The sequence below is a fragment of the Comamonas sp. FG99 genome, from assembly GCF_057808605.1.
Map to the genome: position 1 here is coordinate 24,061 of NZ_JBMDII010000033.1, position 26,352 is coordinate 50,412.

Below are 26,352 nucleotides of genomic sequence, written 5' to 3' on the forward strand. Positions count from 1 at the left end.
TGTCGCCCTGCAGGGGAGCTGCGCCTTCCGGTCAGACCTTCTCGAGGATCACGGCGATGCCCTGGCCCACGCCGATGCACATGGTGCACAGCGCATAGCGGCCGCCCAGCGTGTGCAGCTGGTTCACCGCGGTGGTGGCCAGGCGCGCACCCGATGCGCCCAGCGGGTGGCCGAGCGCGATCGCGCCGCCCCACTGGTTGACGCGCTTGTCGTCGTCGGCGATGCCGAGGTCGCGCAGCACCGCCAGGCCCTGGGCGGCGAAGGCTTCGTTGAGCTCGATCACGTCCATCTGGGCGAGCGACAGGCCGGTCAGCTCCAGCACCTTGCGCACCGCGGGCGCGGGGCCGAAGCCCATGATGCGCGGCGCCACGCCGGCGGTGGCCATGCCGACCACGCGGGCGCGCGGCGTGAGGCCGTACTGCTTGGCGGCCTCTTCATTGGCCAGCAGCAGCGCGCAGGCGCCGTCGTTCACGCCGCTGGCGTTGCCGGCGGTGACGCTGCCGTCAGGCCGCACCACGCCCTTGAGCTTGGCCAGCGCCTCGAGGGTGGTGGCGCGCGGGTGCTCGTCCTGGCTCACGACGATGGGCTCGCCCTTCTTCTGGGCGATGGACACGGGCACGATCTCCTTGGCCAGGTAGCCGGCGGCGATCGCGGCGGCGGCCTTCTGCTGCGAAGCCAGCGCCATGCGGTCCTGGGCTGCGCGCTCGATCTTGAAATCGTCGGCCACGTTCTCGGCCGTCTCGGGCATCGAGTCCACGCCGTACTGCTGCTTCATCAGCTTGTTGACGAAGCGCCAGCCGATGGTGGTGTCGTACACCGCATTGCTGCGGCTGAAGGCGCTTTCCGCCTTGGGCATGACGAAGGGGGCGCGGCTCATGCTTTCCACGCCGCCGGCGATCATCAAACGGACCTCGCCGGCCTTGATGGCGCGCGCGGCGGAGCCCACGGCGTCCAGGCCCGAGCCGCACAGGCGGTTGATGGTGGCGCCGGGCACGTCGATCGGCAGGCCGGCCAGCAGCGACGACATGCGCGCCACGTTGCGGTTGTCCTCGCCGGCCTGGTTGGCACAGCCGTAGAGCACGTCGGCCACGGCGCTCCAGTCCACGTTGGGGTTGCGCTCGATCAGCGCCTTGATGGGCACGGCGCCGAGGTCATCGGTGCGCACGCCGGCCAGGGCGCCGCCGTAGCGGCCGAAGGGGGTGCGCACGGCGTCGCAGATGAAAGCTTGGGTCATGGTGTCTCCTAGGGTGATGGCGAAAAAAACGGCGGCGCCCGGCAGGCGCCGGGCAGGGGGTTACTGCTGGGCCGCGGGCTGGATCGGCAGGCCGATCAGCTTCTCCAGCTCGGCATGCGAGAGGCCGGCCACGGTGTCGATCAGGCGCAGGCCCTGCGGCGTGCATTCCAGCGAGCACAGGTCGGTGTAGATGCGCTTGACGCAGGCCAGTCCGGTGAGCGGGTAGCTGCAGGCCTGAACCACCTTGCATTCGCCGGTCTTGGTCAGCAGGTCCATCATCACCCAGGTCTGCTTGGCGCCCACCGCCAGGTCCATCGCGCCGCCCACGGCGGGGATGGCGCCGGGCTCGCCGGTGCTCCAGTTGGCCAGGTCGCCGGTGGTCGATACCTGGAAGGCGCCGAGCACCGAGATGTCGAGATGGCCGCCGCGCATCATCGCGAAGCTGTCGGCATGGTGGAAGTAGCAGCCGCCGGGCAGCAGCGTCACCGGCTGCTTGCCGGCGTTGATCAGGTCGTAGTCCTCCTGGCCGGGCGCCGGGGCCGGGCCCATGCCGAGAATGCCGTTCTCGCTTTGCAGGATGACCTCGCGGCCCTGCGGAATGTAGTTGGCCACCTGGGTGGGCATGCCGATGCCCAGGTTCACGTAGGCGCCGTCGAAAATGTCCTGCGCCACGCGCTGGGCCAGTTCTTGCTTGCTGCGTTTTTGATAGCTGGTCACGATGCTGTCTCCTGACTTTATTTCTTGAAGCCGCCGGCCTGCGTGGCGGTGCGCTCGATCTTCACGATCTTGTTCACATAGATGCCGGGGGTGACCACGGCCTCGGCGTCGAGCTGGCCCAGCTCCACGATCTCGTGCACCGTGGCGATGGTGCGCTTGGCGGCGGTGGCCATCACCGGGCCGAAGTTGCGCGCCGCCATGCGGTAGTTGAGGTTGCCCCAGCGGTCGCCCTTCTCGGCCTTGATCAGCGCCACGTCGCCATAGATGGGGTATTCGAGCACGTACTGGCGGCCGTTGATCTCGCGCGTTTCCTTGCCCTCGGCCAGCTGCGTGCCATAGGCCGTGGGGCAGAAGAAGGCGCCGATGCCGGCGCCCGCGGCGCGCATGCGCTCGGCCAGGTTGCCCTGGGCCACCAGCTCCAGCTCGATCTTGCCGGCGCGGTACAGCTCGTCGAACACCCAGCTGTCGACCTGGCGCGGGAAGCTGCAGATGATCTTGCGCACCTGGCCGCTCTTGAGCAGCGCGGCCAGGCCCGTATCGCCGTTGCCCGCGTTGTTGTTGACGATGGTGAGCTCGCGCGCGCCCTGGGCGATCAGCCCGTCGATGAGCTCGTTGGGGTTGCCCGACGTGCCGAAGCCGCCGATCAGCACGGTGGAGCCGTCCTGGATGCCGCTCAGGGCCTCGGCAACGGAATCGGCGATTTTGTTGATCATGGGGAGTGTCTCCTGGATAGAAAAAATTTTGTTCGTATTTAGAACAAAAGTTCGTTAATAGAATTATTATCAAGCCCCATAATCCTGGCTGTCAACACTTTTCCTGTCGCCTGGGAGCCAGGCTTATCCAATGACACGCCTTGGAGCGACGGGAGACAGGCCACCCACATGTCCGAAAAAAACCAAGCATTGCGCCCCGGAGACAGCTATGTCCAGTCCTTTGCCCGCGGGCTGGAGGTGATACGCAGCTTCAGCGACCGGGCGCCGAGCCAGACGCTGACCGAGGTGGCCACCGCCACCGGCATGACGCGCGCCGGCGCGCGGCGCATCCTGCTCACGCTGCAGACGCTGGGCTATGTGAAGAGCGATGGCAAGTACTTCGAGCTGACGCCAAAGATCCTCGACCTGGGCTTTGCCTACCTGTCATCGACGCCGGTGTGGAACCTGGCGCAGCCGGTGATGGACGCGCTGGTGGAGCGGGTGCACGAATCCTGCTCGATCGCGGTGCTCGACGGGCAGGACGTGGTCTACGTGATGCGCCTGCACACGCACAAGATCATGAGTACCAACCTGGGCATAGGCTCGCGCCTGCCGGCCTGCTGGACCTCGCTGGGCCGCGTGCTGCTCGCGGGCCTGCCGCCGCCGCAGTTGGCGCAGGTGCTGGCCGAGCGCACCCGCGAGCAGTTCACCCGCTACACCTTGCAGGACGACGCGGCACTGCTGCACGAGATCGCCCTGGTGCGCCGCCAGGGCTGGTGCCTGCTGAACCAGGAGCTGGAAGAGGGCCTGATCTCGATCGCCGCGCCGCTGCGCAACGCGCGCGGCGAGACGGTGGCCGCGCTCAACATCAGCGGCCAGGCCAACCGCACCACGCCCGATATCATGCGCGAGCAGATGCTGCCGCACCTGCTGGATGCCGCCGGCGAGGTGTCGCGGCTGGTGGCGATGCAGCCGCGGCGCTGACTGGGCTCGCCTGAAGGCGCGGCATGAATATGGCTGCTGCAGCAAATCAAATGGAATGAATATATTGCGGTTCTCGATTTGAAATAATGTTGTTCAACAAGTGCAATTATTTAGGTAAATACCCTTAGGTAATATCACCTGTTTTGCTGGCTGGCTCCAAAGAATGTTTTCATCTGGACCCATGCCATGCGAACTTGCCTCCCTACCATGAACACGGTTTTCACAGCGTATTGGGGCGAGAAATGCGAATTTTCTTTCGAGCCGGCATGGCTTCCTTGGCCGTGGCCATGGGTATTGCGGCGCAGTCCGGCTGGGCCCAGGAGAGCCCCAAGAAGGGCGGCACCCTGGTGATGGCTTTCCCGCAGACGCCGCGCCACCTCAACAGCGCCGTGCAATCGGGCGTGGCCACCCAGATTCCCGCGACCCAGCTGTTCGCAAGCCCGCTGCGCTTTGACGAGCACTGGAATCCCCAGCCTTATCTGGCCGAAGCGTGGGAGCTGGCGCCAGACGGCAAGAGCCTGACCCTGCATTTGAGAAAGGATGCGGTTTTCCATGATGGAAAACCCATTACCTCGGAAGACGTGGCATTTTCTCTGATGGCCATCAAGCAGAATCATCCTTTTGAAAGCATGATGGCGCCGGTGGAGAAAGTGGAGACGCCGGATAAATATACGGCAATCATTCGCATGAATAAGCCGCATCCGGCTATTATCCTGGCCATGTCTCCAGCATTGGCGCCTATTTTGCCAAAGCATATTTATGGCGATGGCAAGGATTTGAAGACCCATCCGCGCAATGGCAAGGATGTGGTGGGTTCGGGGCCGTTCAAATTCGTCGATTTCGAGCCGGGGCGGCGCGTGGTGCTGGAGCGCTTCGACAAGTATTTCCTGAAAGGCAAGCCCTATCTCGACAAGATCGTGATCGACGTATCGCCGGATACCACGGCCACCGCCCTGGCCTTCGAGCGCGGCTCGATCCAGATGATGCCCTTCTTCAGCCGCACCGTGGATCTGCGCCGCATGCAGTCCAACAAGAAGATCGCGATGACCTCCAAGGGCTACGAAGGCGTGGGCTCGATGGACTGGCTGGCGTTCAATCTGAAGAAAAAGGAGTTCTCGGACGTGCGGGTGCGCAAGGCAATCGCGTATGCGGTCGACATGAATTTCATCAACAAGGCGCTGAATGCCGGCCTGTCGGTATCGGCCAACGGCCCCATCGTGCCATCCAGCCCTTTTGCCACCAAGGACCTGGTGACCTATCCGGTGGACCTGAAAAAGGCCGCCGCGCTGCTGGACGAGGCGGGCTACAAGGTGGAAGGCGACAAGCCGCGCATGAAGCTCGTCATGGACTTCATCCCCGGCTCGGGAAACACCAAGACCCTGGCCGAATATATTGCCGCGCAGCTGCGCAAGCTCAATATCGCCATCGAGGTGCGCACCTCGGCCGATTTTCCGAGCTGGGCCAAGCGCATGGCCGAGCGCGACTATGACATGAGCATCGATACGGTCTTCAACTGGGGCGATCCGGTCATTGGCGTGCACCGTACCTACCTCAGCTCCAACATCAAGCCGGCCGTGTGGACCAACACGCAGAACTACAGCAACCCCAAGGTGGACGCATTGCTGGAGCAGGCCGGGCAGGAGATGGACCTGGCCAAGCGCAAGGCCTTGTATGCCGAGTTCCAGAAGATCGTGACGGACGAGGTGCCGATCCGCTTTCTCGACCTGGTGCCGTACTACACGCTCACCCAGGGCAATGTGGGCAATGTGCCGACGACCATCTGGGGGCCGGTGAGCCCGCTGGACGAGGTGTACCTGAAGTAGCGCGGGCGCGCGAGCCGGATCCCACATGAAAAGCCTGATTCCCAAGATCCTCAACGCAGTGGTGCTGGTGCTGGCCGTCGTCGTGCTCAACTTCGTGTTGATCCATGCGGCGCCGGGCGATCCGGTGGAAACCATCGCCGGAGAAAGCGGCGGCATGAGCGATGAGCTCAAGACCCAGCTGCGCGCCCAGTACGGCCTGGACAAGCCCCTGGTGGTGCAGCTGGGCGGCTACCTGGCCAAGGTGGCGCGGGGCGACCTGGGGTATTCCTACTACTTCAACATGCCGGTGTCCTCGCTGATCCTGGAGCGGCTGGCGCCCACCTTGCTGCTGGTCGTGGTGTCGGTGCTGCTGGCCTTCGCCATCGGCACCTGGCTGGGGGTGAGAGCGTCGCGCAACCCCAACGGCTGGCTGTCCCAGTTCACCACGGTGTTTTCCATTGCCGGCTTTTCCGCGCCGGTGTTCTGGACCGGGATGATGCTGATCATCCTGTTTGCCTCGGTATGGCCGATCCTGCCGGTGGGCGACATGAGCGATTCCGCATCGACGGCCACCGGCTGGGCCGCGCTGCCCGATGTGCTGCTGCACACCATCCTGCCCTCGGTGACCCTGGCCTTCGTCTACATGGCCCAGTACAGCCGGCTCTCGCGCGCATCGATGGTGGATGTGCTGGGCTCGGACTATGTGCGCACCGCCCGCGCCAAGGGTGTGTCGGAGCGCAACATCCTCTACAAGCACGCGCTGCGCAATGCGGTGCTGCCCGTGATCACCGTGCTGGGCCTGCAGTTCGGCAACGTGCTGGCCGGCGCGGTGCTGGTGGAGACGGTCTTCAACTGGCCGGGCCTCGGGCGCCTGGCGTTCGACTCGGTGCTGCGGCGCGACTACCCCACCATCCTGGGCATCCTGCTGTTCTCGTCCATCCTGGTGGTGGCGATGAACCTGCTCACCGACATGGTCTACCGCCTGGTGGACCCACGCATCAAGACATCATGAGCGCTGCAAACCCCCAAGCCGTGAAAGCCGGTGCGCGCTGCGCGCCGGCCGCGATCCAGGTCGAGAACCCCTGGCTGGAGGCCGCACGCATGTTCGTGCGCAACAAGTCCGCCGTCATTGGGCTGCTGGTGCTGCTGGCGGTGGTGATCGCCTCGGTGCTGATGCCCTACGTGTACCCGGCGGACCCGTTCGAGATCGCCGCGGCGCCCATGACGCCGCCGTTCACCGAGCCCGACGTGTGGCTGGGCACCGACTACCTGGGCCGGGATGTGCTGAACATGCTGCTCTTCGGCGGGCGGGTCACGCTTTTGGTGGGCGCGGTGGCCGCGCTGCTGTCGGTCACCATCGGCGTGGCCCTCGGCGCGCTGGCCGGCTTCTATGAAGGCACCTGGCTCAGCAGCCTGCTGTCGCGCATCACCGAGTTCTTCCAGGTGCTGCCGGCCCTGCTGTTCGCCATGGTGGTCACCAGCCTGTTCTCGCCCACGCTGGTGACCGTGACGATCGCCATCGGCATCGTCAGCTGGACGGCCACCGCGCGGCTGACGCGGGCGGAGTTCCTGCGCCTGCGCAACATCGACTATGTGCGCGCCGAGCGCGCCATCGGCGCCGGCAACGGCCGCATCATCTGGCAGGTGATCCTGCCCAATGCGCTGCCGCCGCTGATCGTGTCGGCCACGCTGGCCATCGGCACCGCCATCCTGTTCGAGGCCGGCCTGTCCTTCCTGGGGCTGAGCGATCCCAACCAGATGAGCTGGGGCCTGATGATCGGCTCCAGCCGGGCCTATGTGCTCACGAGCTGGTGGGCGGTGACCTTCCCGGGCCTGGCCATCTTCGTCGTGGTGCTGGCGATCAGCCTGATCGGCGATGGGCTCAACGATGCCTTCAACCCCAAGCTGCGGGAGCGCTGATGACTGAACAAGCTTTGTTGCGCGTGGAAGACCTGCGCGTGGAATTCAAGACCCGGCGCGGCGTGGCCTCGGTGCTCAACGGCGTGAGCTTCCAGGTGCGCCCGCGCGAGACGCTGTGCGTGGTGGGCGAATCGGGCTGCGGCAAGAGCATGACTGCGCTGGCGCTGCTGCGCCTGATACCCACGCCGCCGGGCAAGATCGCGTCGGGCCGCGTGCTGTACGGCGCCGAGGACCTGCTGCAGGCCAGCCCGGCGCGCATGCGCGAGATCCGCGGCAACCGCATCTCCATGATCTTCCAGGAGCCCATGACCTCGCTCAACCCGGTCTACACCGTGGGCCAGCAGATCGGCGAGGCGCTGCAGCTGCACACCGACCTCGATGCCCGGCAGGTGCGCGAGCGTACCATCGCCATGCTGCGCCAGGTGGGCATTCCGGCGCCCGAGCGCCGCGTCGACGACTACCCGCACCAGCTGTCGGGCGGCATGCGCCAGCGCGTGATGATCGCCATGGCCCTGGCCTGCGAGCCCGAGGTGCTGATTGCCGACGAGCCCACGACCGCGCTCGACGTGACGGTGCAGGCGCAGATCTTCGACCTGCTGCGCCAGCTGCAGCAGGACCGCGGCACCGCCATCGTGATGATCACCCACGACATGGGCGCGGTGGCCGAGATGGCCGACCGGGTGATGGTGATGTATGCCGGCCGGGTGATCGAGGAGGGCTCGGTCCGCCAGGTGCTGCAGCAGCCGCTGCACCCCTATACGCAAGGCCTGATCGCCTGCCTGCCCGAGCTGGGCAGCAGCGCCAGCGGCGAGCGCGCCGTGCTGCCCGAGATTCCCGGCATGGTGCCCTCCATCTGGGAGCTGGGCAGCAACTGTGCCTTCCACCAGCGCTGCTCCCATGCCACGGAGCGCTGCCGCAGCCAGGTGCCGCCGATGGCCAGGCGCGCGCAGGGCCACGGCGTGGCCTGCTGGCTGTACCCGGCCGTCGAGGCCCAGGCGCTGGAGGAGGTGCCGGCATGAATACCGCTTCCATTTCCGGGCTGCACCGCGGCCAGCCGCTGGTCTCGGTGCGCGAGCTGAAGATCCATTTCCCGGTCGGCAAAGGCGGCTGGGGCAGGTCGCCCGAGCTGGTGCGCGCGGTCGACGGCGTGAGCTTCGACGTGGGGCGCGGCCGCACCATGGCCATCGTGGGCGAGTCCGGATCGGGCAAGACCACGACCGCGCTGGGCGTGCTGCGCCTGACGCCGGTGACCTCGGGCCGGGTGCAGCTGGGCGGCGTGGACATGACGGCGCTGCAGGGCGAGCCGCTGCGCCAGGCGCGGCGCCATGCCCAGATCGTCTTCCAGGACCCGTTCAGTGCGCTCAACCCGCGCCAGCGCGCGGGAGATGCGGTGCGTAGCCCGCTGGAGCTGATGCGCATCGGCAGCAAGGCCGAGCGCGAAGACCGGGTGGACGAGCTGTTCCTGCAGGTGGGCCTGCGCCCCGAGCAAAAGCAGCTGTTCCCGCACCAGTTCTCGGGCGGCCAACGCCAGCGCATCAACATCGCGCGTGCGCTGGCGACCAAGCCTCAGCTCGTGGTCTGCGACGAGCCGGTCTCGGCGCTGGATGTGGCGATCCGCGCGCAGACGCTCAACCTGCTGTCGCGCCTGCAGCAGGAGCTGGGCCTGACCTATCTGTTCATCTCGCACGACATGGCGGTGGTGGAGCACCTGTGCGACGACATCTCGGTGATGTACCTGGGGCAGATCGTCGAGCAGGCTGCGCGCGCGCCATTTTTCACGCGCCCCCTGCATCCCTACAGCGTGGCGCTGATGTCGGCGGTGCCCACGGTGGGCGGAGGCCGGGCGCGCGCGGCCAGCCGCATCAAGCTGGTGGGCGACCCGCCCAGCCCGATCTCGCCGCCGCCCGGCTGCCGCTTTGCCCAGCGCTGCCCGGTGGCGCTGCCGGAGTGCTCGCAATCCATGCCTGAGTTGCGCGAGGTCGAGCCCGGCCACTGGGTGCGCTGCCACCGCGTGCAAACGCAGGGCGGCGTGGCGCAGCCGGTGCTGCAGGCCGCCTGAAGGCGATATTTTTGGAGGAATCGCAAGCATGTCTGACACCACGGTCTATGTGGCCAAGAAAATCATCACCATGAACCCCCGTCAGCCCCAGGCCACCCACCTGGCGGTGCGCGACGGCCGCATCCTGGCCGTGGGCGATCTCGCGCGCATGCAGGCCTGGGGCGAATCCAGGCTCGATACCCGTTTCGCGGACAAGGTGCTCATGCCGGGCCTGGTCGAAGGACATTGCCACCTCAAGGAAGGCGGCATGTGGGTCTTTCCCTACGTGGGCTGGTTCGACCGGCTGGGGCCCGACGGCCGCCTCTGGCAGGGCCTGCAATCCATGGATGCGGTGGTCGAGCGCATGAAGTCGATTGCCGACGAGTGGGATGCGGCGGGCAGGCCGGCGGATGCGCCGCTGGTGGTCTGGGGGTTCGATCCGATCTACTTCGGCCAGGAGCGCATGAGCGTTCTGCACCTGGACCGCGCCAGCCGCACCCGCCCGCTGGTGGTCTGCCATTCCAACGGCCACCTGATGAATGTGAATTCGCGCATGATGGCCATGGCGGGCATCAGCCGCGACACGGATATCGAGGGCGTGGTCAAGTTTGCCGATGGCGAGCCCACGGGCGAACTGCAGGAGCCGGCGGCCATGTTTCCGGTGGCGCGGCGCCTGGGGCCCTCGGGCTCGGGGCTGCTCGCGCCGATGGATGACGACGGCATGCGCGGCTTCGGCGCCATCGCCTGCATGCGCGGCGTGACCACGGCGACCGATCTCGTCAACCAGCTGGCCGACCATGACATGCAGGTGCTGCTTGAGGCCTGCGAGCGCGACGACTACAACGTGCGCGTGGTGCCGGCCTTCAAGGCCTTCCACGGCACCTGGGGCGCGCAGGACGGCGTGGCGCGCATCGCGCAGCTGCGGCAGCGGCACGGCGGCATGGACAAGCTGCGCTTCGGCGTGGTCAAGATGATGCTGGACGGCTCCATCCAGGGCTTTTCGGCGCGGCTGCGCTGGCCGGGCTATTTCAACGGCGCGCCCAACGGCATCTGGGTTACCTCGCCCGCGCAGTTCGAGGCCGACTTCGAGACCTACCACCGGGCAGGATTGACCATCCATGTGCACACCAATGGCGACGAGGCCAGCCTGGTGGCCATCGACGCGATCGAACGGGTGCTGGCGCGTGCGCCGCGCCCCGACCATCGCCATACGCTGCAGCACGGGCAGATGATCGACGGCGCCATGTTCCAGCGCATGGCGGCGCTGGGCCTGTGCGCCAACCTGTTTGCCAACCATGTCTATTACTGGGGCGACCAGCACGCGCAGATGACCATGGGGCCGGACCGCGCCGCGCGCATGGATGGCTGCGCCAGCGCGCTGGCCCATGGCGTGGCCCTGGCCATCCACTCGGATGCGCCGGTCACGCCGCTGGGGCCCTTGTTCACCGCCTGGTGCGCGGTGAACCGCCGCACCGCGTCGGGCCAGGTGCTGGGCGAGAGCGAATGCATCCCGGTGGCCCAGGCCCTGCATGCGATCACCCTGGGCGCCGCCTGGACGCTGAAGCTCGACGCGGAAATCGGCAGCCTCGAATGCGGCAAGCGCGCCGACCTGTGCATCCTGGAGGACGACCCGCTGGCCGTGCAGCCGATGGCGCTCAAGGATGTACGGGTATGGGGCACCATGCTGTCGGGACGGGTCTTCGAGGCCGCGGGCATGCGGCACCCGGTGGGTTAGGCGGAAAACAGCTCGGCCAGCGGCTCGCGCGGCAGTTGCCCGGCCAGGCCAATCGCCACGACATGCCGCAGGGCCGGGCCTGGCGCCTGTGCGAGGCGGCGCAGGTTGACGCGCCGGCCCGCGAACTGAAGCTCGGCCCAGCCGTGTTCCTGGGTCTGCACACAGCCCTTGAGGCGCAGCAGCCGGCCGGCCAGCGGCGCCAGGCCGGCGCGCAGCGTTTCGCTGTGCAGCGCCGGTATTGCCCCGGTAGCGGTGGACCAGGTTTCAAAGGCCTGCGCATGCTGGCGCGGCGGCTGCAGGGGCCGGTTGGCGAAGCGCCCCGCATCCGCGGGCACCGCGGCGCCGCTGCAGCGGCCTGCATGGCCGAAACCCGATCCGAGCAAGGCCGGATCTACCGCGCCCTGCACGGCCTGCACGCTCACCGCCTGCGGGCAGGCCGCCTGGCACCAGGCCAGCACCGCGGCCATCTGCGCCGGCGTGGCGAGATCGGCCTTGTTGAGCACCAGCAGGTCGGCATGGGCCAGCTGCTGGTGCAGGCCGTCGCGCAGCAGCGGGTCCGCGGCCTGCAGCAGGATGCTGTCGCTGTCCACCACCACCACCACGCTCTCCAGCCGCAGCTCGGGATCGACCAGGCCGATCTGGGCGATGCGCCACGGGTCCGAGATGCCGCTGGCCTCGATCACGATGCTCTGGAACGGCGGCTCGGCCGCCAGTACCTGGATCAGCGCATTCGACAGGTCGTCGCCGATCGAGCAGCACACGCAGCCGTTGGTCAACGCAAGCGTGTCGCCCTGCACCTCGGCCAGCAGGCCGGCATCGATGTTGATCGCGCCGAAATCGTTCACCAGCACCGCGCAGCGCGGCATGGCGGGCGTGCGCAGCAGGTGGTTGAGCAGCGAGGTCTTGCCGGCGCCGAGAAAGCCGCCGATGACGGTCAGGGGAATGGGCTGGGCAGGGAAGGCGTGGGGCAAGCTCTGGACTCCGGAGGGCTGGTCTGACAAGGCCATTCTCTCGCGCGGTTTTTCAGGCGGCAAGTGCCAGTGGCAAGGTACGAATGGGTGCAGCGCCCGTGGCTATTTTTTACCTGTAGCTGCTGCCTTGGCCGCGAGCCCACTGCTCTCGCGGATCTGCAACTGTACCTCCAGTGCATAGCGGTCCTCGCCCATGTCTTCACCCAGGGAGGTGAGTAGGTAGTGGCCAGCCTTCATGCCTACCTCGCGTATTGGCAGGTGCACGGTGGTGAGCGACGGCGTAACGTAGGCCGAAAAATCATTGTCGTTGAAGCTCACCACCGATAGGTCCTGGCCAATGCGCAGCCCACGCCGGAGCAGGCAGCGCATGGCGCCGACAGCCAGGTAGTCGCTCGCGCACAGCAACGCCGAAATGCCGGTTTGAGCATCGAGAATGCGCTCTGCCGCGATGTACCCCTGCTCGAAGCCGTGCTCGGTGAAGATGCAAGCCGCGTCAATGATATTGACCTCGCGTTGCCGTGCGGCCTTTCTCACGCCCTGCAGGCGGCTGCGGGAGCGAAACCGGGCCGGGCCGCGCACATGGCCCCAGATGAGACCGATGTTCCAATGGCCCAGGTCGGCCGCATGGTTCAGAGCGATGCTGCCGTTGTAGGTTTCATCAAGGCCGATGCAGTGGCATCCGCCTTTGGGGTTGCCCCACAGATGCGCAAAGGGGATCGGGTAGCGTGCAAGGATTTCCTGCGTGGTTGGGCTACCCTCGAATCCGAGCAGCGCAATGGCATCCACGCCGCGCGCCAGCATGGCGGCCAGCGCCGAGAACTCAGTGGTGCCGTCGGGCACCGGCGCGGACAATAGCAGGGTGTAGCCCTTTTGCGTAGTCACACTCTCCAGGCCTTCGACCACCTGCGCGAAATTGGAGCTGCCCAGCTTCAAAATCACCGCGCCTATGGTCTTGCTGCGGCGCATCGCCAGTGTGCGCGCGGCGCCGTTGACAACATAGCCCAACTGGCGCACTGCCTGCATGACGCGCTCCTTGGTCTCCTCGCTGATCATTTGCGGGCGGCTCAAGGTACGTGACACGGTGCCTGTGGAGACGCCTGCCAAGGCGGCTACATCGGCAAGAGAGGCGGCCTTGGCAGGCTGCGACGGGGCAATCTTTTTCATAGGCGCGGATCTGCGTGGCCCACGGATGTGGCGGCGGCTTCATGGTAACTACTGAATCATATCTGCGAGGATGTCTTTATTATTCAATGCAAGCGCTTGCATTGAACTGGATCAAGACAGTTCATCCGTCAAAACCAATGGAGACAAGCATGGTTCAAAAGTTCTCAAGACGCTCTTGCCTGGCCTTGGGCGTGTGTGCGCTGGGCCTATACGGCGACGAGTCCGTCTGGGCGCAAGAGGTCTGGCCGCAGCCCGGCAAGCCCATCCGCATCGTGGTGCCATTGCCTGCAGGCTCAGGCTCGGATGTGTCCGCGCGGCTGCTGGGCAAGCTGATGAGCGATGAGCTCAAGGGGCACCCGGTCATCATCGAGAACAAGCCCGGCGCCTCCACCATCATCGGAGCGCAGGAAGTGGCGCGGTCGGCGGCGGACGGGCATACGTTGCTCTACACCATCGTCATCACGCATACGCAGAACCCGCATCTCTATGCCAAGCTGCCGTACGACGCGGTGAAGGATTTCACACCGCTGGCACAGGTGATGAAGTCGGCCACGGTATTGATTGCAGCGCCCGAGGCTCCGTTCAGCAATCTCGCGGAACTTGTCGCGTATGCCAAGGCGAATCCGGGCAAGCTGAACTACGCCAGCTATTCGCCAGGTTCCACTTCTCACCTGAATGCCGAGCTCTTGCAAATGCGCACCGGCACCCGGATGCTGCATGTGCCCTACAAAGGCGCGACCGATGCTTCGCGCGCACTGGTGGCCGGTGAGGTGCAGCTCTACTTCGACGGCACGGCCAGCGCAGTAGGGCTCATCAAGGCCGGTAAGGCCAAGGGCATAGGCGCGGCAACGCCTACGCGTGTCCCAGTGCTACCCGATCTGCCCACGATCCAGGAGCAGGGCGTCGACGGTATCAACATCATGGGTTGGCAGGGAGTCTTCGGGCCGGGACGGATGTCGCCGGCCTTGGTGGAGAAAGTCAGCATGGTGCTCAGCAAGGCGTCGCGCTCCAGGGAAATGCTCTCGCTGATTGAAGTGCAGGGCAATGAAGCCTCTGGCGCGGGTGCGGCGGCGTTTGCGCGCGTCGTGGCCAGCGACAGCGCGAAGTGGGGCGAAGTCATCAAGACTGCGGGCATCCATCTGGAATAGGCTGCAGCTCTTATCTTTCATGGCAATCAAAGGTGCAAGCACTATGTTGGATACGGTAATTCGCGGCGGCCGAATCGTGGATGGCACGGGCCAGCCGGCCTTTCACGGCGATGTGGGAATACGCGACGGAAGGATCGCGGCCGTGGGCGGCAAGCTTGGGCTTGCGAAACAGGAAATTGACGCCGATGGCGCGCTGGTGGCACCTGGCTGGGTGGATGTACACACACATTTTGACGGCCAAGCCACCTGGGATCCCTACCTCAGCCCTTCCACCAACCATGGAGTGACCAGCGTAGTAATGGGCAACTGTGGCGTGGGTTTCGCGCCGGTGAAGGCCGATCGGCGCGACTGGCTGATTCGCGTGATGGAGGGCGTGGAAGATATTCCGGGCACGGTTCTGTCAGAAGGCATCCGCTGGGATTGGGAGACTTTTCCTGAGTACTTGGATACGCTTGCGCGCATGCCGCGCGCCTTGGACGTGGGGGCGCAGATTCCGCATTCGGCCCTGCGTACCTATGTGATGGGCGAGCGCGGCATCACGCACGACGAGGCCACGCCGAACGACATCCGCGAGATGATCCGGGTGGTCAGGCAGGGCCTGCAGGCGGGCGCCCTGGGCTTTTCCACCTCGCGCACCTTCATCCATAAGTACGAGACGCGCAAATTTCCACCCGGTACGTTTGCCACACCGGATGAGATCCTGGGCATTGCCGGTGCGATGAAGGAAGTGGGGCACGGGGTGTTCCAGATGACGTCCAACCACTACCAGATGGAGACGGAGTTCCCGTGGCTGCGCCAGATCGCCGAGGAGAGCCGGCTGCCCGTGGCATTTGCACTGGTACAGACTGATCAGACTGCGGAAAACTGGCGCCGCCTGCTGCTTCAGCTGGACCAGGCGCACCGCGACGGCGTACCCATCTATGGCGCCATAGGCGGGCGCCCGGCCGGTATTCTGATGGCTTGGCAGGGCTCCATCCATCCATTCATGGCACACGATCTGTGGAAGCAGATAGCGCCGTTGCCGTGGGAAGAGAAGCTGCAGCGCCTGCGCGATCCGCAGATGCGCGCGCAGCTTACCGACATGCAGGCCCTGATGGCGTCGGCAGAGTTTGATTCGCGCCTAGCCTATCTCACACAGAGTTTTCAGAAAATGTATGCGCTGGGGGCGGAGCCTGACTATGAGCCTGAGCAGGAGCGGAGCATTGCTTCGATCGCCGGCCGCGAGGGGCGCAATCCGCTGGAGGTCGCCTATGACATGCTGATGGAGCAGCACGGAAAGGGCATCATCTACTTCCCCAGCTTCAACTACGCTTACAACGACCTGAGCCAGCTGTACACGCAGCTGCAGCACCCGCAGACCATGATGAGCCTGGCCGATGGCGGCGCACACTGCGGCTATATCTGCGATGTGAGTGTGCCCACCTATCTGCTCACACACTGGGTTCGGGACCGCCGGCGCGGCCCCCGCCTGCCACTGGAGCATATCGTGAAGAAGCAGACCATGGAAACCGCACGCATCTATGGCATGCGGGACCGTGGGCAACTGCGGCCCGGCTACCTGGCCGATGTGAACCTGATTGACTTCGAGAATCTACGCCTGCCACCGCCCTATGTGGCCTTCGACTTGCCTGCTGGCGGGCGGCGCTTGAACCAGCGCGCAGAAGGCTATATCGCCACGCTGAAGTCGGGCCAGCTCATCATGCAAGGTGGCGAGCCCACCGGAGCCTTGCCCGGCGGCTTGGTGCGCGGGCCGCAATCCGAACCGGCGAGTTGAGCTGGTTCCATGCCCTATGCCGGGGTATACGCCAGCCGCACATAGATCGGCGCAAAGGCCTCGGCCTGGGTGATCTCGATCAGCGTTTCCTTGGCCAGCTCCAGCAGGGCGATGAAGGTGACCACCAGCACGGTGCTGCCCTTGCTGGGGTCGAAGATGTCCTCGAACTCCACGAAGCGGCGGCCATGCAGCCGCTTGAGGATGGAGCTCATGTACTCGCGCACCGACAGCTCCTCGCGCGTGATCTTGTGGTTCTGCACCAGCTTGGCGCGCTTGAGGATGTCGCGCCAGGCCTCCTGCAGGTCGCCAATGGCCACGTCGGGAAAGCGCGGCGCCAGCGCCTGTTCGATGAACACCTGCGCCTTGACGAAATCGCGCCCGTACTGCGGCAGGTTGCCCAGCTGCAGCGCGGCGAGCTTCATCTGCTCGTATTCCAGCAGGCGCCGCACCAGCTCGGCGCGCGGGTCCTCGGCCTCTTCGCCGCCTTCCTGCTTCTTGGGCGGCAGCAGCATGCGCGACTTGATCTCGATCAGCATCGCCGCCATCAGCAGGTATTCGGCCGCCAGCTCCAGGTTGCGGCTGCGGATCTCGTCCACGTACACCAGGTACTGGCGCGTGACGCTGAGCATCGGGATGTCGAGGATGTTGAAGTTCTGCTTGCGGATCAGGTACAGCAGCAGGTCCAGCGGCCCCTCGAAGGCTTCGAGGAAGACCTCCAGCGCATCCGGCGGAATGTACAGGTCTTGCGGCAGCGCGAACAGCGGCTCGCCGTACAGGCGCGCGAGCGCCACCTGGTCGACCACCTCGGGCATGGGCGCGCCCTCGCAGCCGAGCGCCGCCGCACTCACGTCGGTGTCGGCTGCGGAGGGCATGGGCAGGGGCGTGCTTTCAAGAAAGTGCCAGTCAGCGCTTGCCTGGCAAGCGCCGGGGCGTTATTCGTTGCCGGTCTGGTAGACGTAGGGCTTTTGCGGCACGCGGGCGGCGCGGAATTCGCCCTGCAGGTCGCGGTCAACGTTCTTGTCCCACAGCAGCGAACGGCCATAGCGCTGGCCGGCTTCCACGGTGGGCTTTTGCTCCTTCATCTGGTTGATGAATTGCGTTACATCGGATTGGTAGTCGGGGCGGCGGAAGAAGGACATAGGCAGGTATAGTTGGATTTGGCCGTGATTTTAACGATTCCTACCATGTCCTTTGTTTCCAAGCTTGCATTGACCGCTGTGGCTGCCGCCGGGCTGCTGTTTCTGGCTGGCTGCGACCAGCAGCGCATCAAGGAGCTGGAGGAATTCGTCTCCACCGAGCAGGATGTGCGCGACCGCTTCGGCCAGCCCAACCAGGTCTGGGACGAGGGCGATGGCTCGCATACGCTGGAGTACACCCGCCAGCCGGCCGGCGCGCAGAACTACATGATCACCATCGGCAAGGACGGCAAGATGAGCCGGCTGCGCCAGGTGCTGGCGCCCGAGTACTTCGCGCAGGTGGCGCCCGGCATGGACCAGCAGCAGATCCGCAAGCTGCTGGGCCAGCCCGCCAAGCGCATGAGCTACCCGCTCAAGAACGAGGCCGAATGGGACTGGAACTACATTGATCCGCCCAACACCAAGATGCTCTTCACCGTGGTGTTCGATGCCCAGGGCAAGGTGGTGCGCAAGGGCAGCACCCAGCCCATGTCGAACCACTGATCACGCATCGCTGCGATCCGCCTGCGCGGCCGCCACCGCGGCGGCGCAGGCGCTGGCCACGTCGGGCTGCAGCTCGGCCTGCAGCCTTGCGTACAGGCCGGTGCGGCGCGCGATGTCGAGCGGCTGTCCGCTCAGGCCCGAGATGACGAGCCGCACCTGGTGCGCGTCGCAGACCCGGCTCAGGCCTTCGAGCGCCTCGGCGCCGGTCGAGTCCACGTAGATCACGTGCTTCAGGTCCAGCACCAGGGCGCGGGCGGGCAGGCGGTCTTCCAGCGACTCCAGCAGCTTGGTGGAGCCGAAGAATACCGCGCCATACAGCTGCCAGACGGCCACCTGCGCCTCCTGGCCGGCCAGCACCGGCTGCTCGGCGGCGGTGATGCGCTCGGCGCGCGAGAGGCTGGAGATGCGGTAGATGAAGGTCACGCAGGCGGCGAAGATGCCGAACTCCACCGCGATCGTCAGGTCGAAGATCACCGTCAGCAGGAACACCGACACCAGCGTGATGCGGTAGGGCAGCCGGTAGGTCCTGAGCCGCGCGAACTCGCGCCATTCGCCCATGTTCCAGGCCACGAACATCAGGATGGCGGCCAGCGTGGCCAGCGGTATCGAGGCCGCCAGCGGCGCCGCCACCAGAATCACCAGCAGCAGCACCAGCGCATGCACCATGCCCGCGACCGGGCTGGTGGCGCCGCTTTTCACATTGGTCACCGTGCGCGCGATGGTGCCGGTGGCGGGCATGCCGCCGAAGAAGGGTGTGATGAAGTTGGCGATGCCCTGCGCCATCAGCTCCTGGTTGGGGTCGTGCCGGTCGCCGATCATGCCGTCGGCCACGCGGGCGCACAGCAGCGATTCGATGGCGCCCAGCAGCGCCAGCGTGATGGTGGGCATCAGCAGAAAGCGGGCCGACTCCCAACTGAAGGCCGGCAGCGTCAAATCGGGCAGTGCCGCCGGTATGCCGCCGAAGCGGCTGCCTATGGTCTCCAGCGGCAGCCCGAACACGGCCACCGCCGCGGTGGCCAGCACCAGCGCGACGATGGAGCCGGGCACGCGCGCCAGCCGGATGGCCCAGTGCTCTGCGCCGCCATGCCTGCGGCCCCATGCCGGCAGCCAGTGCTGCCAGCCCACCACCAATGCCAGCGAGGCCAGGGCCACGCCGGCGGCCCAGGGGTTGAGCGTGGACAGATGGCTGCCCAGCGCGCCCAGGATGCCGAAGAAATCGCCCGGCATCTTGGCAATAGAGAGGCCCAGGAAGTCCTTGACCTGCGACAGCGCGATCAGCACCGCGATGCCGTTGGTGAAGCCGATGATGACCGACACCGGTATGAAGCGCACCAGCGTGCCCAGCCGGAACAGGCCCATCGCGAACAGCAGCACGCCCGACAGCGCGGTGGCGATGATCAGGTTGGCCACGCCGTACTGCTGCACGATGTCGTAGACGATGACGATGAAGGCGCCGGCCGGCCCGCCGATCTGCACCCGGCTGCCGCCGAGCAGCGCGATCACAAAGCCGGCGATGATGGCGGTGAACAGGCCCGCCTCGGGCTTGAGGCCCGAGGCGATGGCGAAGGCCATGGCCAGCGGCAGGGCGACCACCGCCACGGTGAGGCCGGCACCCAGGTCTTGCAGGAAGCGGGTGTGATCGTAGCCGCGTAGCGCCGCGAACAGGCGCGGGCGAAAGGAGAAAAGGGTGTCCACCATCGACTCCGGAGAAGTGAAACTGAAACGCCTTCGGACGGATTCAGTGCTTCGCCGGAGGGCCGCAATGGTGCAGCCGGGTGATGAAACGCCTGCGGCGCGACAGCGGCAGGATGGGCGCGTGTGGCATGGCCCGGGCAGTGTACACCGCATATGCCGCACTGCCTATGCAGGCTATCAAAAAGGGAGCTTATTGCATACTGTACATGGTTGTTTTAGATATAAATATATCTGAAACCCCCTGTATATCGGCGCTGGCAGCTATGTATTTATAGGCCGATGCCTGGCTGCCTTCAAGGCTCTTGCGCCGGCTCGGGCGGCGTCCAGGGATGGTTGGGATCGCTTTCGCGGTATTTGATGGAGATGCCGCTGTTGTCCGGCTTGTCATCGGTCACGGCGTCATAGGCCTTGCCCACGCCCTTGCCGACAACCTTGACCGTGCCCACCGCCACATCGGCGGCTACCCCCACCGCCGCGGCCGTGACGCTGACGACCGTGCAGCCCGGCAGCGCGCAGAAAAAAGCCCCTGCGGCCAGGAGGCGCAGAGGCTTGCGGACGGAGGAGGGCGCCATCAGGATCAGTGGATGCGCATGCCCGGCTGCGCACCCGGGAAGGGCTCCAGCACATAGATGCCGGGCTGGGCCTTCTCGTCGGCATGGCTGGCGGCCAGCACCATGCCTTCGCTCACGCCGAACTTCATCTTGCGCGGGGCGAGGTTGGCCACCAGCACGGTGAGCTTGCCTTTCAGTTGCTCGGGCCGGTACATGCTGGCGATGCCGCTGAATACATTGCGTGTCTTGCCTTCGCCCACGTCCAGCGTCAGGCGCAGCAGCTTGGTCGAACCCTCGACCGGCTCGCATTCCACGATCTTGGCGATGCGCAGGTCCACCTTGGCGAAGTCGTCGATGCCGATGGTTTCGGCAATCTCCTCGCCACCGGGCAGGACCTTCTCGGCCACGGGCTCGGGGGCCTCGAACAGGGCTTCGAGCTGCTTGGCATCGACGCGCTGCATCAGGTGCTCGTACTTGCCGATGGCGTGGCCCGCGCCCAGCGGCTGCTGGGCATCGGCCAGGCTTTGCGGCGGCACCTTCAGGAAGGCTTCCACCTGCGCGGCCAGCGCCGGCAGCACCGGCTTGAGGTAGAGGGTGAGGATGCGGAAGGCCTCGATGCAGGTGCTGCACACGTCCTGCAGGCGCGCATCCATGCCCTCCTGCTTGGCCAGCTCCCAGGGCTTGTTGGCATCCACATAGGCGTTCACGCGGTCGCACAGCAGCATCACCTCGCGCACCACGCGGGCGGTGTCGCGCGCCTCGAAGGCGTCGGCGATGGCGCCGCCCTGGCCGCGCAAATGCTGCAGCAGCGTCTGCCCGTCGGCACTGATGGTGCCGAGCCTGCCCTCGAAGCGCTTGGCGATGAAGCCCGCCGCGCGGCTGGCGATGTTGATGTACTTGCCCACCAGGTCGGCGTTCACGCGCTGCAGGAAGTCGTCGGCGTTGAAGTCGATGTCCTCGTTCCTGCCGTTGAGCTTGGCCGCCAGGTAGTAGCGCAGCCATTCGGGGTTCATCTGCAGGCTCAGGTACTTGAGCGGATCAAGGCCCGTGCCGCGGCTCTTGCTCATCTTCTCGCCGTTCACCGTCAGGTGGCCGTGCACGCAGACCCGGGTCGGCGTCTTGCGGCCGCTGAACTTGAGCATCGCCGGCCAGAACAGCGTGTGGAAAGTGACGATGTCCTTGCCGATGAAGTGGTACTGCTCCAGGTCGGGCCGGGCCATGTAGGCGGCATAGTCCTCGCCGCGCCTGTCCAGCAGGTTCTTCAGCGAGGCCAGGTAGCCGATGGGCGCGTCCAGCCACACGTAGAAGTACTTGCCCGGCGCATCGGGAATCTCGATGCCGAAATACGGCGCATCGCGCGAGATGTCCCAGTCGCCCAGGCCCTCGCTGGTCGTGCCGTCGGGGTTGGTGCGCACGCTGAACCATTCCTTGACCTTGTTGGCCACCTCGGGCTGCACGTGCTCGCCGTTCTGCGTCCACTCCTGCAGGAACTCCACGCAGCGCGGATCGGACAGCGTGAAGAAGAAATGCTCCGACGACTTGAGCACCGGCTTGGCGCCGGACAGCGCCGAGTAGGGGTTGATCAGCTCGGTGGGCGCATACACCGCGCCGCAGACCTCGCAGTTGTCGCCGTACTGGTCCTTGGCGTGGCACTTGGGGCATTCGCCCTTGATGAAGCGGTCGGGCAGGAACATGTTCTTCTCGGGGTCGAAGAACTGCTCGATCGAGCGGGTCTCGATCAGGCCGGCGGCCTTCAGATCGAGGTAGATCTGCTTGGACAGCTCGTGGTTCTCGGGGCTGTCGGTGTTGCTCCAGTTGTCGAACTCGATGTGAAAGCCCTTGAGGTACTGCGGCCGCCCGGCGGCGATGTCGGCCACGAACTGCTGCGGCGTCTTGCCGGCCTTCTCGGCGGCGATCATGATCGGCGCGCCGTGGGCGTCGTCCGCGCCCACGAAGTTCACCACATGGCCCTGCATGCGCTGGAAACGCACCCAGGTGTCGGCCTGGATGTATTCGAGGATGTGGCCGATGTGGAAGTTGCCATTGGCATATGGCAGCGCGGTGGTGACGAAAAGCTGGCGTTGGGACATGGGTGGCTAGGGTCGAGGCAAGCGCGAAATCGGCTGGAGTGGGGCGGCCGGGGTGAACCAGGCACCGAGCCGCCGCGAAACGGTGATTCTAGAACGGGTTGCAATATCCGCCGGGCTGGGCGGCATGCGTGGCTGGCGCACAACTGGCGCGCACGGCGTTCACCAGCCGAAGAAGCGGCACACCTCGTCCTTGCGCGCCAGCGTATCCGCGCGGCCCAGCGCCATCAGCGCGCGGGTATAGCCGGGCTCGAACAGCAGGTAGCTGGCCAGCGCGGCGCTGCTGGCGCTGCCGTGCTCCGACACGCCGGCGGCGCCCAGCATGGTGCGCACCGGCAGCGGCAGCTCGTTCAGGTGCTTGAGCGCCAGCTGGTCCAGCGAGCGCGACGGGGTGAACACCAGCAGGTCCACCGGGTGCAGGGCGCTGCGCTGCTGCTGCTCGGGCGTGAACAGCGACAGCGTGTGGTTGATGCGCTGGGCGCGCTCTATGTCCACCGACAGCGCATCCAGGAAGATGGTGGACAGCGCATGCCCCGCCACCTGGGCCAGCGAAGGGTAGGGCGCGCGCTGCCCCGGCGGCAAGGCGCTGATCTCGTGCGAGCGGCCCACGCCCACGACCACGATGCGCTCCGCGCCCAGGTGCACCGCGGGCGCCAGCGGCGCGGTCTGGCGCATCGCGCCGTCGCCAAAGTAGCCGAACTCGCCATGGATGGAAAGCTCGGTCGGCGGGAAGATGAACGGTATCGACGACGAGGCGATCAGGTGCTCGTGCCGGATGCGGTCTTGTACCGCGCGGCGCTGCGAGCGCGACCAGGGGTGCAGGTGCGGGCCGGTCTCGTAGAAGGTGATGTGCTCGCCGGTGGTGTAGCTCGACGCGGTCACCGCCAGCGCCGCCAGCTGGCCGCTGTGCAGCAGCTGCGGGATCTTGTCCAGCGGCAGCGCCTCGCGCAGCAGCTCGTGCAGCGGCGCATTGTCGAGCAGCGAACGCGGCTGGGTGCGGCGCCAGCGGGTGATTGCCCAGCCCAGCGTGAGCAGCGTGAGCCAGCGCGCGCCGCTGCGCATCACGCCGAACGGATCGGCGCGGTAGACCTGCTGGGTGGAGAAATTGCGCCACACCTTGGACAGGCGCTGCACCGCGGTGCCGAAATGGTCGGCGCCGCAGGCCAGCGCCGCGGCATTGATCGCGCCCGCCGAGGTGCCCACCGCAATGGGAAACGGCGTGGGCTGGTGCCCCGCGCCGGCATCCCGGCGCAGCCGCGACAGCGCCTGCAGCACCCCCACCTGGTAGGCGGCGCGGGCGCCGCCGCCCGAGAGCACGATGGCGGTACGCGCGGTGGTCGGATGGTGGTGCGGCAGCGAATCCATAGCCGCAACAATAGCCGAACTTGGGCGAAACTGGATGAGGGGCGGCTTAGGCCGCCTTGGCCAGCAGCATCGCCAGCGCCTTGTCCTGCAGCAGCACGATGCCCTGCTGCCGGGCGAACTGCTCGGCCTGCTCGCTCAGCGAGCCTTGCAGCAGCACATAGGCGCTGCCGGCATCGGCGGCCTGCGCCGCCCGCTGCAGCGCGCGCAGCGGCTCGATGCCGTGCGTGCCGGCCTTGTAGCGCCGGGTCAGCACCCAGGTGGTGCTGCCCTGCCGGGTGAGCGCCCAGTCCGCGCCCGCTGTGGCGGCCTGGCCCAGGGCTTGCACCTCGTAGCCCTCGGCGCGCCAGGCGGCGGCCAGCCGCTGGCCGAATTCGCGGCTGCCCAGCGCCGCGGCCTCGGCCAGCAGCTGCTCGGTGCGCGCCGCGCTGGGCTCGCGCCACTGGCGCCTGAGCGCGACCACACCGGTCACGATGAAGGGCAGGCTGCCCATGGCGCTGACGATCTTGATGTCCTTGGGCAGCAGCGCCAGGCACACCGCGATGATCGCGCCGGCGATGGCGAAGCTGATCCACCAGGCGGAGCGCAGCAGGATGGCGAAGAGCGAGTTGGGGGGGATTCTGAATTTCACGGGCGGACGGGGCTGGCGAGAACAACCCCCGATTGTCGTTGCTTCGCAGGGGCTACATGGCGGCGCTAGACTATTCCACCCACAGGAGTGTTATCGAATGGCAGTGACAGAACAGAGCGTGCTGGCCGCGCTGGCAAGCGTACAAGACCCGCACACGGGCAAGGATTTCGTGAGCACGCGCGCCGTGCGCAACATGCAGATCGCCGGCGGCGACGTCTCCTTCGACGTGGAGCTGGGCTACCCGGCCCGCAGCCTGGAGCCGCAGCTGCGCAGCCAGCTGGTGGCCGCCGCGCGCACGGTGGACGGCGTGCACAACGTGTCGGTCTCCATCCATACCAAGGTGGCGGCCCACGCGGTGCAGCGCGGCGTGCAGCTGCTGCCGGGCGTGAAGAACATCATCGCGGTGGCCTCGGGCAAGGGTGGCGTGGGCAAGAGCACCACCTGCGCCAACCTGGCGCTGGCGCTGGCGGCCGAAGGCGCCCGCGTGGGCGTGCTGGATGCCGACATCTACGGCCCCAGCCAGCCCATGATGCTGGGCGCCAACCACAAGCCCGAGAGCAGCGACGGCAAGTCGATGGAGCCGGTCCTCAGCCATGGCCTGCAGGTGATGTCCATCGGCCTGCTGGTGGAGCCCGACCAGGCCATGATCTGGCGCGGCCCCATGGCCACGCAGGCGCTGGAGCAGATGCTGCGCCAGACTAACTGGCAGGAGCTGGACTACCTGCTGGTGGACATGCCGCCCGGCACCGGCGACATCCAGCTCACGCTGTCGCAGCGGGTGCCCATCACCGGCGCGGTGATCGTCACCACGCCGCAGGACATCGCGCTGCTGGACGCGAAGAAGGGCATCAAGATGTTCGAGAAGGTCGGCGTGCCCGTGCTGGGTATCGTCGAGAACATGGCGGTGCACGTGTGCAGCCAGTGTGGCCATGTGGAGCACATCTTCGGCGCCGGCGGCGGCAAGCGCATGGCCGAGGAATACCGGATGGACTACCTGGGCTCGCTGCCGCTGTCGCTGGCGATCCGCGAGCAGGCCGACAGCGGCACGCCCACCGTGGTGGCCGAGCCCGACAGCGAGGCCGCGCAGATCTACAAGCGCGTGGCGCGCGAGGTGGCCGTGAAGGTGGCGCTCAAGGCCAAGGACTTCACGAGCAAGTTCCCGACGATCACCGTCAGCCAGGACACCTGATCCTGGCGGCGCCCCGGGCATGAACCTGCTGACCTCGCTGCGCTACCTGGCGGCGCTCAACGAGCACCGCCACTTTGGCCGCGCGGCGCTGGCCTGCCATATCACCCAGCCCGCGCTGTCCAATGCGCTGCGCGCGCTGGAAGAGGAGTTCGGCACGGTCATCGTGCGCCGGGGCCGCGCGTTCGCGGGCTTCACGCCCGAGGGCGAGCAGGTGCTGGCCACCGCGCTGGCGATGCTGCGCGCCGAGGAAGGCCTGCGCCAGGACCTGAGCGCCAGCGCCGGCCGGCTCAAGGGCCGGCTGCGCATGGCGGCCGTGCCCACCGCCATGCCCATGCTCACGCGCTTCGCGGCCCTGCTGCGCGGGCGGCACCCGGGCATCACGCCCGTGGTGCTGTCCATGAGCTCGGCCGAGATCGAGAGCGGGCTCGAAGACCTGTCGCTGGACCTGGCCCTGGGCTACAGCGAGCGCATGCCGGCGCGCGGCCCGCGCCTGCAGTCCTGGCCCCAGTACCAGGAGCACTATTACCTGCTGCGCCGCGAGTGCCGCGATGGGCAGGGCAAGGGCCGGCCTTTCGCCTTTGGCGCCGACATGGCCTGGCGCGAGGTGGCGGCCATGCCGCTGTGCCTGCTCACGCCCGACATGCACAACCGCACGGTGATCGACGAGGCCTTCGCCGCGGTGCAGGCGGCGGTGCAGCCCGCCCTGGAAACCAACTCGGTGCTGACCCTGGTGATGGCCGTGGCCGAAGGCGGTGATGGCATGGCCACCGTGCTGCCCGGCGCCATGGTGGCCACGGTGCGCCATATGCCGGGCCTGGTGGCCCGGCCGCTGCGCTCGCCCGAGCTGGTCACGCCCATAGGCTTCATGGCCCAGCAGGGCGTGGCGCCCACACGCGCGCTGCAGGCCGCGCTGCGGTTGCAGGAGGACGCCGAGTGGCGTGCGCAGTGCCTGCGGCATGCGGGAGCGCTGGCGGGTTAG

Annotated in this window: 24 protein-coding genes; 12 read left to right on the top strand and 12 right to left on the bottom strand. The window is 66.6% G+C overall.

What is annotated here, in order from left to right; translation table 11 throughout:
• Positions 1 to 31 precede the first annotated feature (31 nt).
• Genes pcaF through ACODRX_RS19670 form a run of 3 tightly spaced genes read right to left on the bottom strand, consistent with a single transcriptional unit; the run spans position 32 to position 2,664 of the window.
• A complete protein-coding gene (gene pcaF, locus ACODRX_RS19660) occupies positions 32 to 1,234 on the bottom strand; it encodes a 3-oxoadipyl-CoA thiolase (RefSeq protein ID WP_488873222.1) in 1,203 nt (400 codons plus the stop codon).
• 60 nt (positions 1,235 to 1,294) lie between these two features.
• Entirely contained in the window at positions 1,295 to 1,951 is a 657-nt protein-coding gene (locus ACODRX_RS19665) for a 3-oxoacid CoA-transferase subunit B (RefSeq protein WP_488873223.1), read from the bottom strand.
• Between the two features lie 17 nt (positions 1,952 to 1,968).
• Complete coding sequence (locus tag ACODRX_RS19670; protein ID WP_488873224.1) at positions 1,969 to 2,664, bottom strand: 3-oxoacid CoA-transferase subunit A; 696 nt, start codon at positions 2,662 to 2,664, stop codon at positions 1,969 to 1,971.
• Between the two features lie 168 nt (positions 2,665 to 2,832).
• On the opposite strand from ACODRX_RS19670, the gene ACODRX_RS19675 reads away from it, so the two are divergent.
• From ACODRX_RS19675 to ACODRX_RS19705, 7 genes are all read left to right on the top strand, one after another.
• The gene (locus tag ACODRX_RS19675) at positions 2,833 to 3,627 is read left to right on the top strand and encodes an IclR family transcriptional regulator domain-containing protein (protein ID WP_488873225.1); all 795 of its coding nucleotides are present in this window, start codon (positions 2,833 to 2,835) and stop codon (positions 3,625 to 3,627) included.
• Positions 3,628 to 3,893: 266 nt separating this feature from the next.
• Positions 3,894 to 5,450, top strand: a complete 1,557-nt coding sequence (locus ACODRX_RS19680; RefSeq protein WP_488873226.1) for an ABC transporter substrate-binding protein — start codon at positions 3,894 to 3,896, stop codon at positions 5,448 to 5,450.
• Between the two features lie 25 nt (positions 5,451 to 5,475).
• Positions 5,476 to 6,441: an ABC transporter permease gene (locus ACODRX_RS19685; RefSeq protein ID WP_488873227.1), complete on the top strand. Its 966-nt coding sequence runs from the start codon at positions 5,476 to 5,478 to the stop codon at positions 6,439 to 6,441.
• Positions 6,438 to 7,349 carry an ABC transporter permease gene (locus tag ACODRX_RS19690; protein WP_488873228.1) on the top strand — a complete coding sequence of 304 codons (912 nt, stop codon included), beginning with the start codon at positions 6,438 to 6,440 and terminating at the stop codon, positions 7,347 to 7,349. Before ACODRX_RS19685 ends, ACODRX_RS19690 begins: the two co-directional genes overlap by 4 nt.
• A complete protein-coding gene (locus ACODRX_RS19695; RefSeq protein WP_488873254.1) occupies positions 7,346 to 8,368 on the top strand; it encodes an ABC transporter ATP-binding protein in 1,023 nt (340 codons plus the stop codon). Before ACODRX_RS19690 ends, ACODRX_RS19695 begins: the two co-directional genes overlap by 4 nt.
• Positions 8,365 to 9,408, top strand: a complete 1,044-nt coding sequence (locus tag ACODRX_RS19700) for an ABC transporter ATP-binding protein (protein ID WP_488873229.1) — start codon at positions 8,365 to 8,367, stop codon at positions 9,406 to 9,408. Before ACODRX_RS19695 ends, ACODRX_RS19700 begins: the two co-directional genes overlap by 4 nt.
• A gap of 28 nt (positions 9,409 to 9,436) precedes the next feature.
• A complete protein-coding gene (locus ACODRX_RS19705) occupies positions 9,437 to 11,122 on the top strand; it encodes an amidohydrolase (RefSeq protein ID WP_488873230.1) in 1,686 nt (561 codons plus the stop codon).
• Here the strand turns inward: ACODRX_RS19705 and ACODRX_RS19710 are convergent.
• Positions 11,119 to 12,093: a CobW family GTP-binding protein gene (locus ACODRX_RS19710; protein ID WP_488873231.1), complete on the bottom strand. Its 975-nt coding sequence runs from the start codon at positions 12,091 to 12,093 to the stop codon at positions 11,119 to 11,121. The two genes, ACODRX_RS19705 and ACODRX_RS19710, sit on opposite strands and share 4 nt — an antisense overlap.
• A gap of 102 nt (positions 12,094 to 12,195) precedes the next feature.
• Positions 12,196 to 13,257, bottom strand: coding sequence for a LacI family DNA-binding transcriptional regulator (locus ACODRX_RS19715; protein WP_488873232.1), 1,062 nt, complete (start codon positions 13,255 to 13,257; stop codon positions 12,196 to 12,198).
• A gap of 149 nt (positions 13,258 to 13,406) precedes the next feature.
• On the opposite strand from ACODRX_RS19715, the gene ACODRX_RS19720 reads away from it, so the two are divergent.
• Both ACODRX_RS19720 and ACODRX_RS19725 read left to right on the top strand, forming a co-directional pair.
• Complete coding sequence (locus ACODRX_RS19720; protein WP_488873233.1) at positions 13,407 to 14,405, top strand: Bug family tripartite tricarboxylate transporter substrate binding protein; 999 nt, start codon at positions 13,407 to 13,409, stop codon at positions 14,403 to 14,405.
• A gap of 19 nt (positions 14,406 to 14,424) precedes the next feature.
• Entirely contained in the window at positions 14,425 to 16,179 is a 1,755-nt protein-coding gene (locus tag ACODRX_RS19725) for an N-acyl-D-amino-acid deacylase family protein (protein WP_488873234.1), read from the top strand.
• A gap of 14 nt (positions 16,180 to 16,193) precedes the next feature.
• Here the strand turns inward: ACODRX_RS19725 and ACODRX_RS19730 are convergent, their stop codons facing one another.
• Entirely contained in the window at positions 16,194 to 17,051 is an 858-nt protein-coding gene (locus ACODRX_RS19730) for a segregation and condensation protein A (RefSeq protein WP_488873235.1), read from the bottom strand.
• Between the two features lie 60 nt (positions 17,052 to 17,111).
• The gene (locus ACODRX_RS19735) at positions 17,112 to 17,318 is read right to left on the bottom strand and encodes a DUF3460 family protein (protein WP_488873236.1); all 207 of its coding nucleotides are present in this window, start codon (positions 17,316 to 17,318) and stop codon (positions 17,112 to 17,114) included.
• A 45-nt stretch (positions 17,319 to 17,363) separates the two neighbouring features.
• Here ACODRX_RS19735 and bamE point away from each other — a divergent pair, with 45 nt between their 5' ends.
• The gene (bamE, locus tag ACODRX_RS19740) at positions 17,364 to 17,858 is read left to right on the top strand and encodes an outer membrane protein assembly factor BamE domain-containing protein (RefSeq protein WP_488873237.1); all 495 of its coding nucleotides are present in this window, start codon (positions 17,364 to 17,366) and stop codon (positions 17,856 to 17,858) included.
• Here bamE and ACODRX_RS19745 read toward each other — a convergent pair whose 3' ends face one another.
• The 5 genes from ACODRX_RS19745 to ACODRX_RS19765 form a co-directional block, all read right to left on the bottom strand.
• Positions 17,859 to 19,556: a SulP family inorganic anion transporter gene (locus ACODRX_RS19745; protein WP_488873238.1), complete on the bottom strand. Its 1,698-nt coding sequence runs from the start codon at positions 19,554 to 19,556 to the stop codon at positions 17,859 to 17,861.
• Positions 19,557 to 19,846: 290 nt separating this feature from the next.
• Positions 19,847 to 20,125, bottom strand: coding sequence for a hypothetical protein (locus tag ACODRX_RS19750; RefSeq protein ID WP_488873239.1), 279 nt, complete (start codon positions 20,123 to 20,125; stop codon positions 19,847 to 19,849).
• A 5-nt stretch (positions 20,126 to 20,130) separates the two neighbouring features.
• Positions 20,131 to 22,194: a methionine--tRNA ligase gene (gene metG / locus ACODRX_RS19755; RefSeq protein ID WP_488873240.1), complete on the bottom strand. Its 2,064-nt coding sequence runs from the start codon at positions 22,192 to 22,194 to the stop codon at positions 20,131 to 20,133.
• Between the two features lie 159 nt (positions 22,195 to 22,353).
• Positions 22,354 to 23,556: a patatin-like phospholipase family protein gene (locus tag ACODRX_RS19760; RefSeq protein WP_488873241.1), complete on the bottom strand. Its 1,203-nt coding sequence runs from the start codon at positions 23,554 to 23,556 to the stop codon at positions 22,354 to 22,356.
• A 46-nt stretch (positions 23,557 to 23,602) separates the two neighbouring features.
• Positions 23,603 to 24,184 (bottom strand): restriction endonuclease, encoded by a 582-nt coding sequence (locus ACODRX_RS19765; RefSeq protein ID WP_488873242.1) that lies wholly within the window; start codon positions 24,182 to 24,184, stop codon positions 23,603 to 23,605.
• Positions 24,185 to 24,281: 97 nt separating this feature from the next.
• On the opposite strand from ACODRX_RS19765, the gene apbC reads away from it, so the two are divergent.
• Positions 24,282 to 25,373 carry an iron-sulfur cluster carrier protein ApbC gene (apbC, locus tag ACODRX_RS19770; protein WP_488873243.1) on the top strand — a complete coding sequence of 364 codons (1,092 nt, stop codon included), beginning with the start codon at positions 24,282 to 24,284 and terminating at the stop codon, positions 25,371 to 25,373.
• Between the two features lie 19 nt (positions 25,374 to 25,392).
• Positions 25,393 to 26,352, top strand: a complete 960-nt coding sequence (locus ACODRX_RS19775) for a LysR family transcriptional regulator (RefSeq protein ID WP_488873244.1) — start codon at positions 25,393 to 25,395, stop codon at positions 26,350 to 26,352.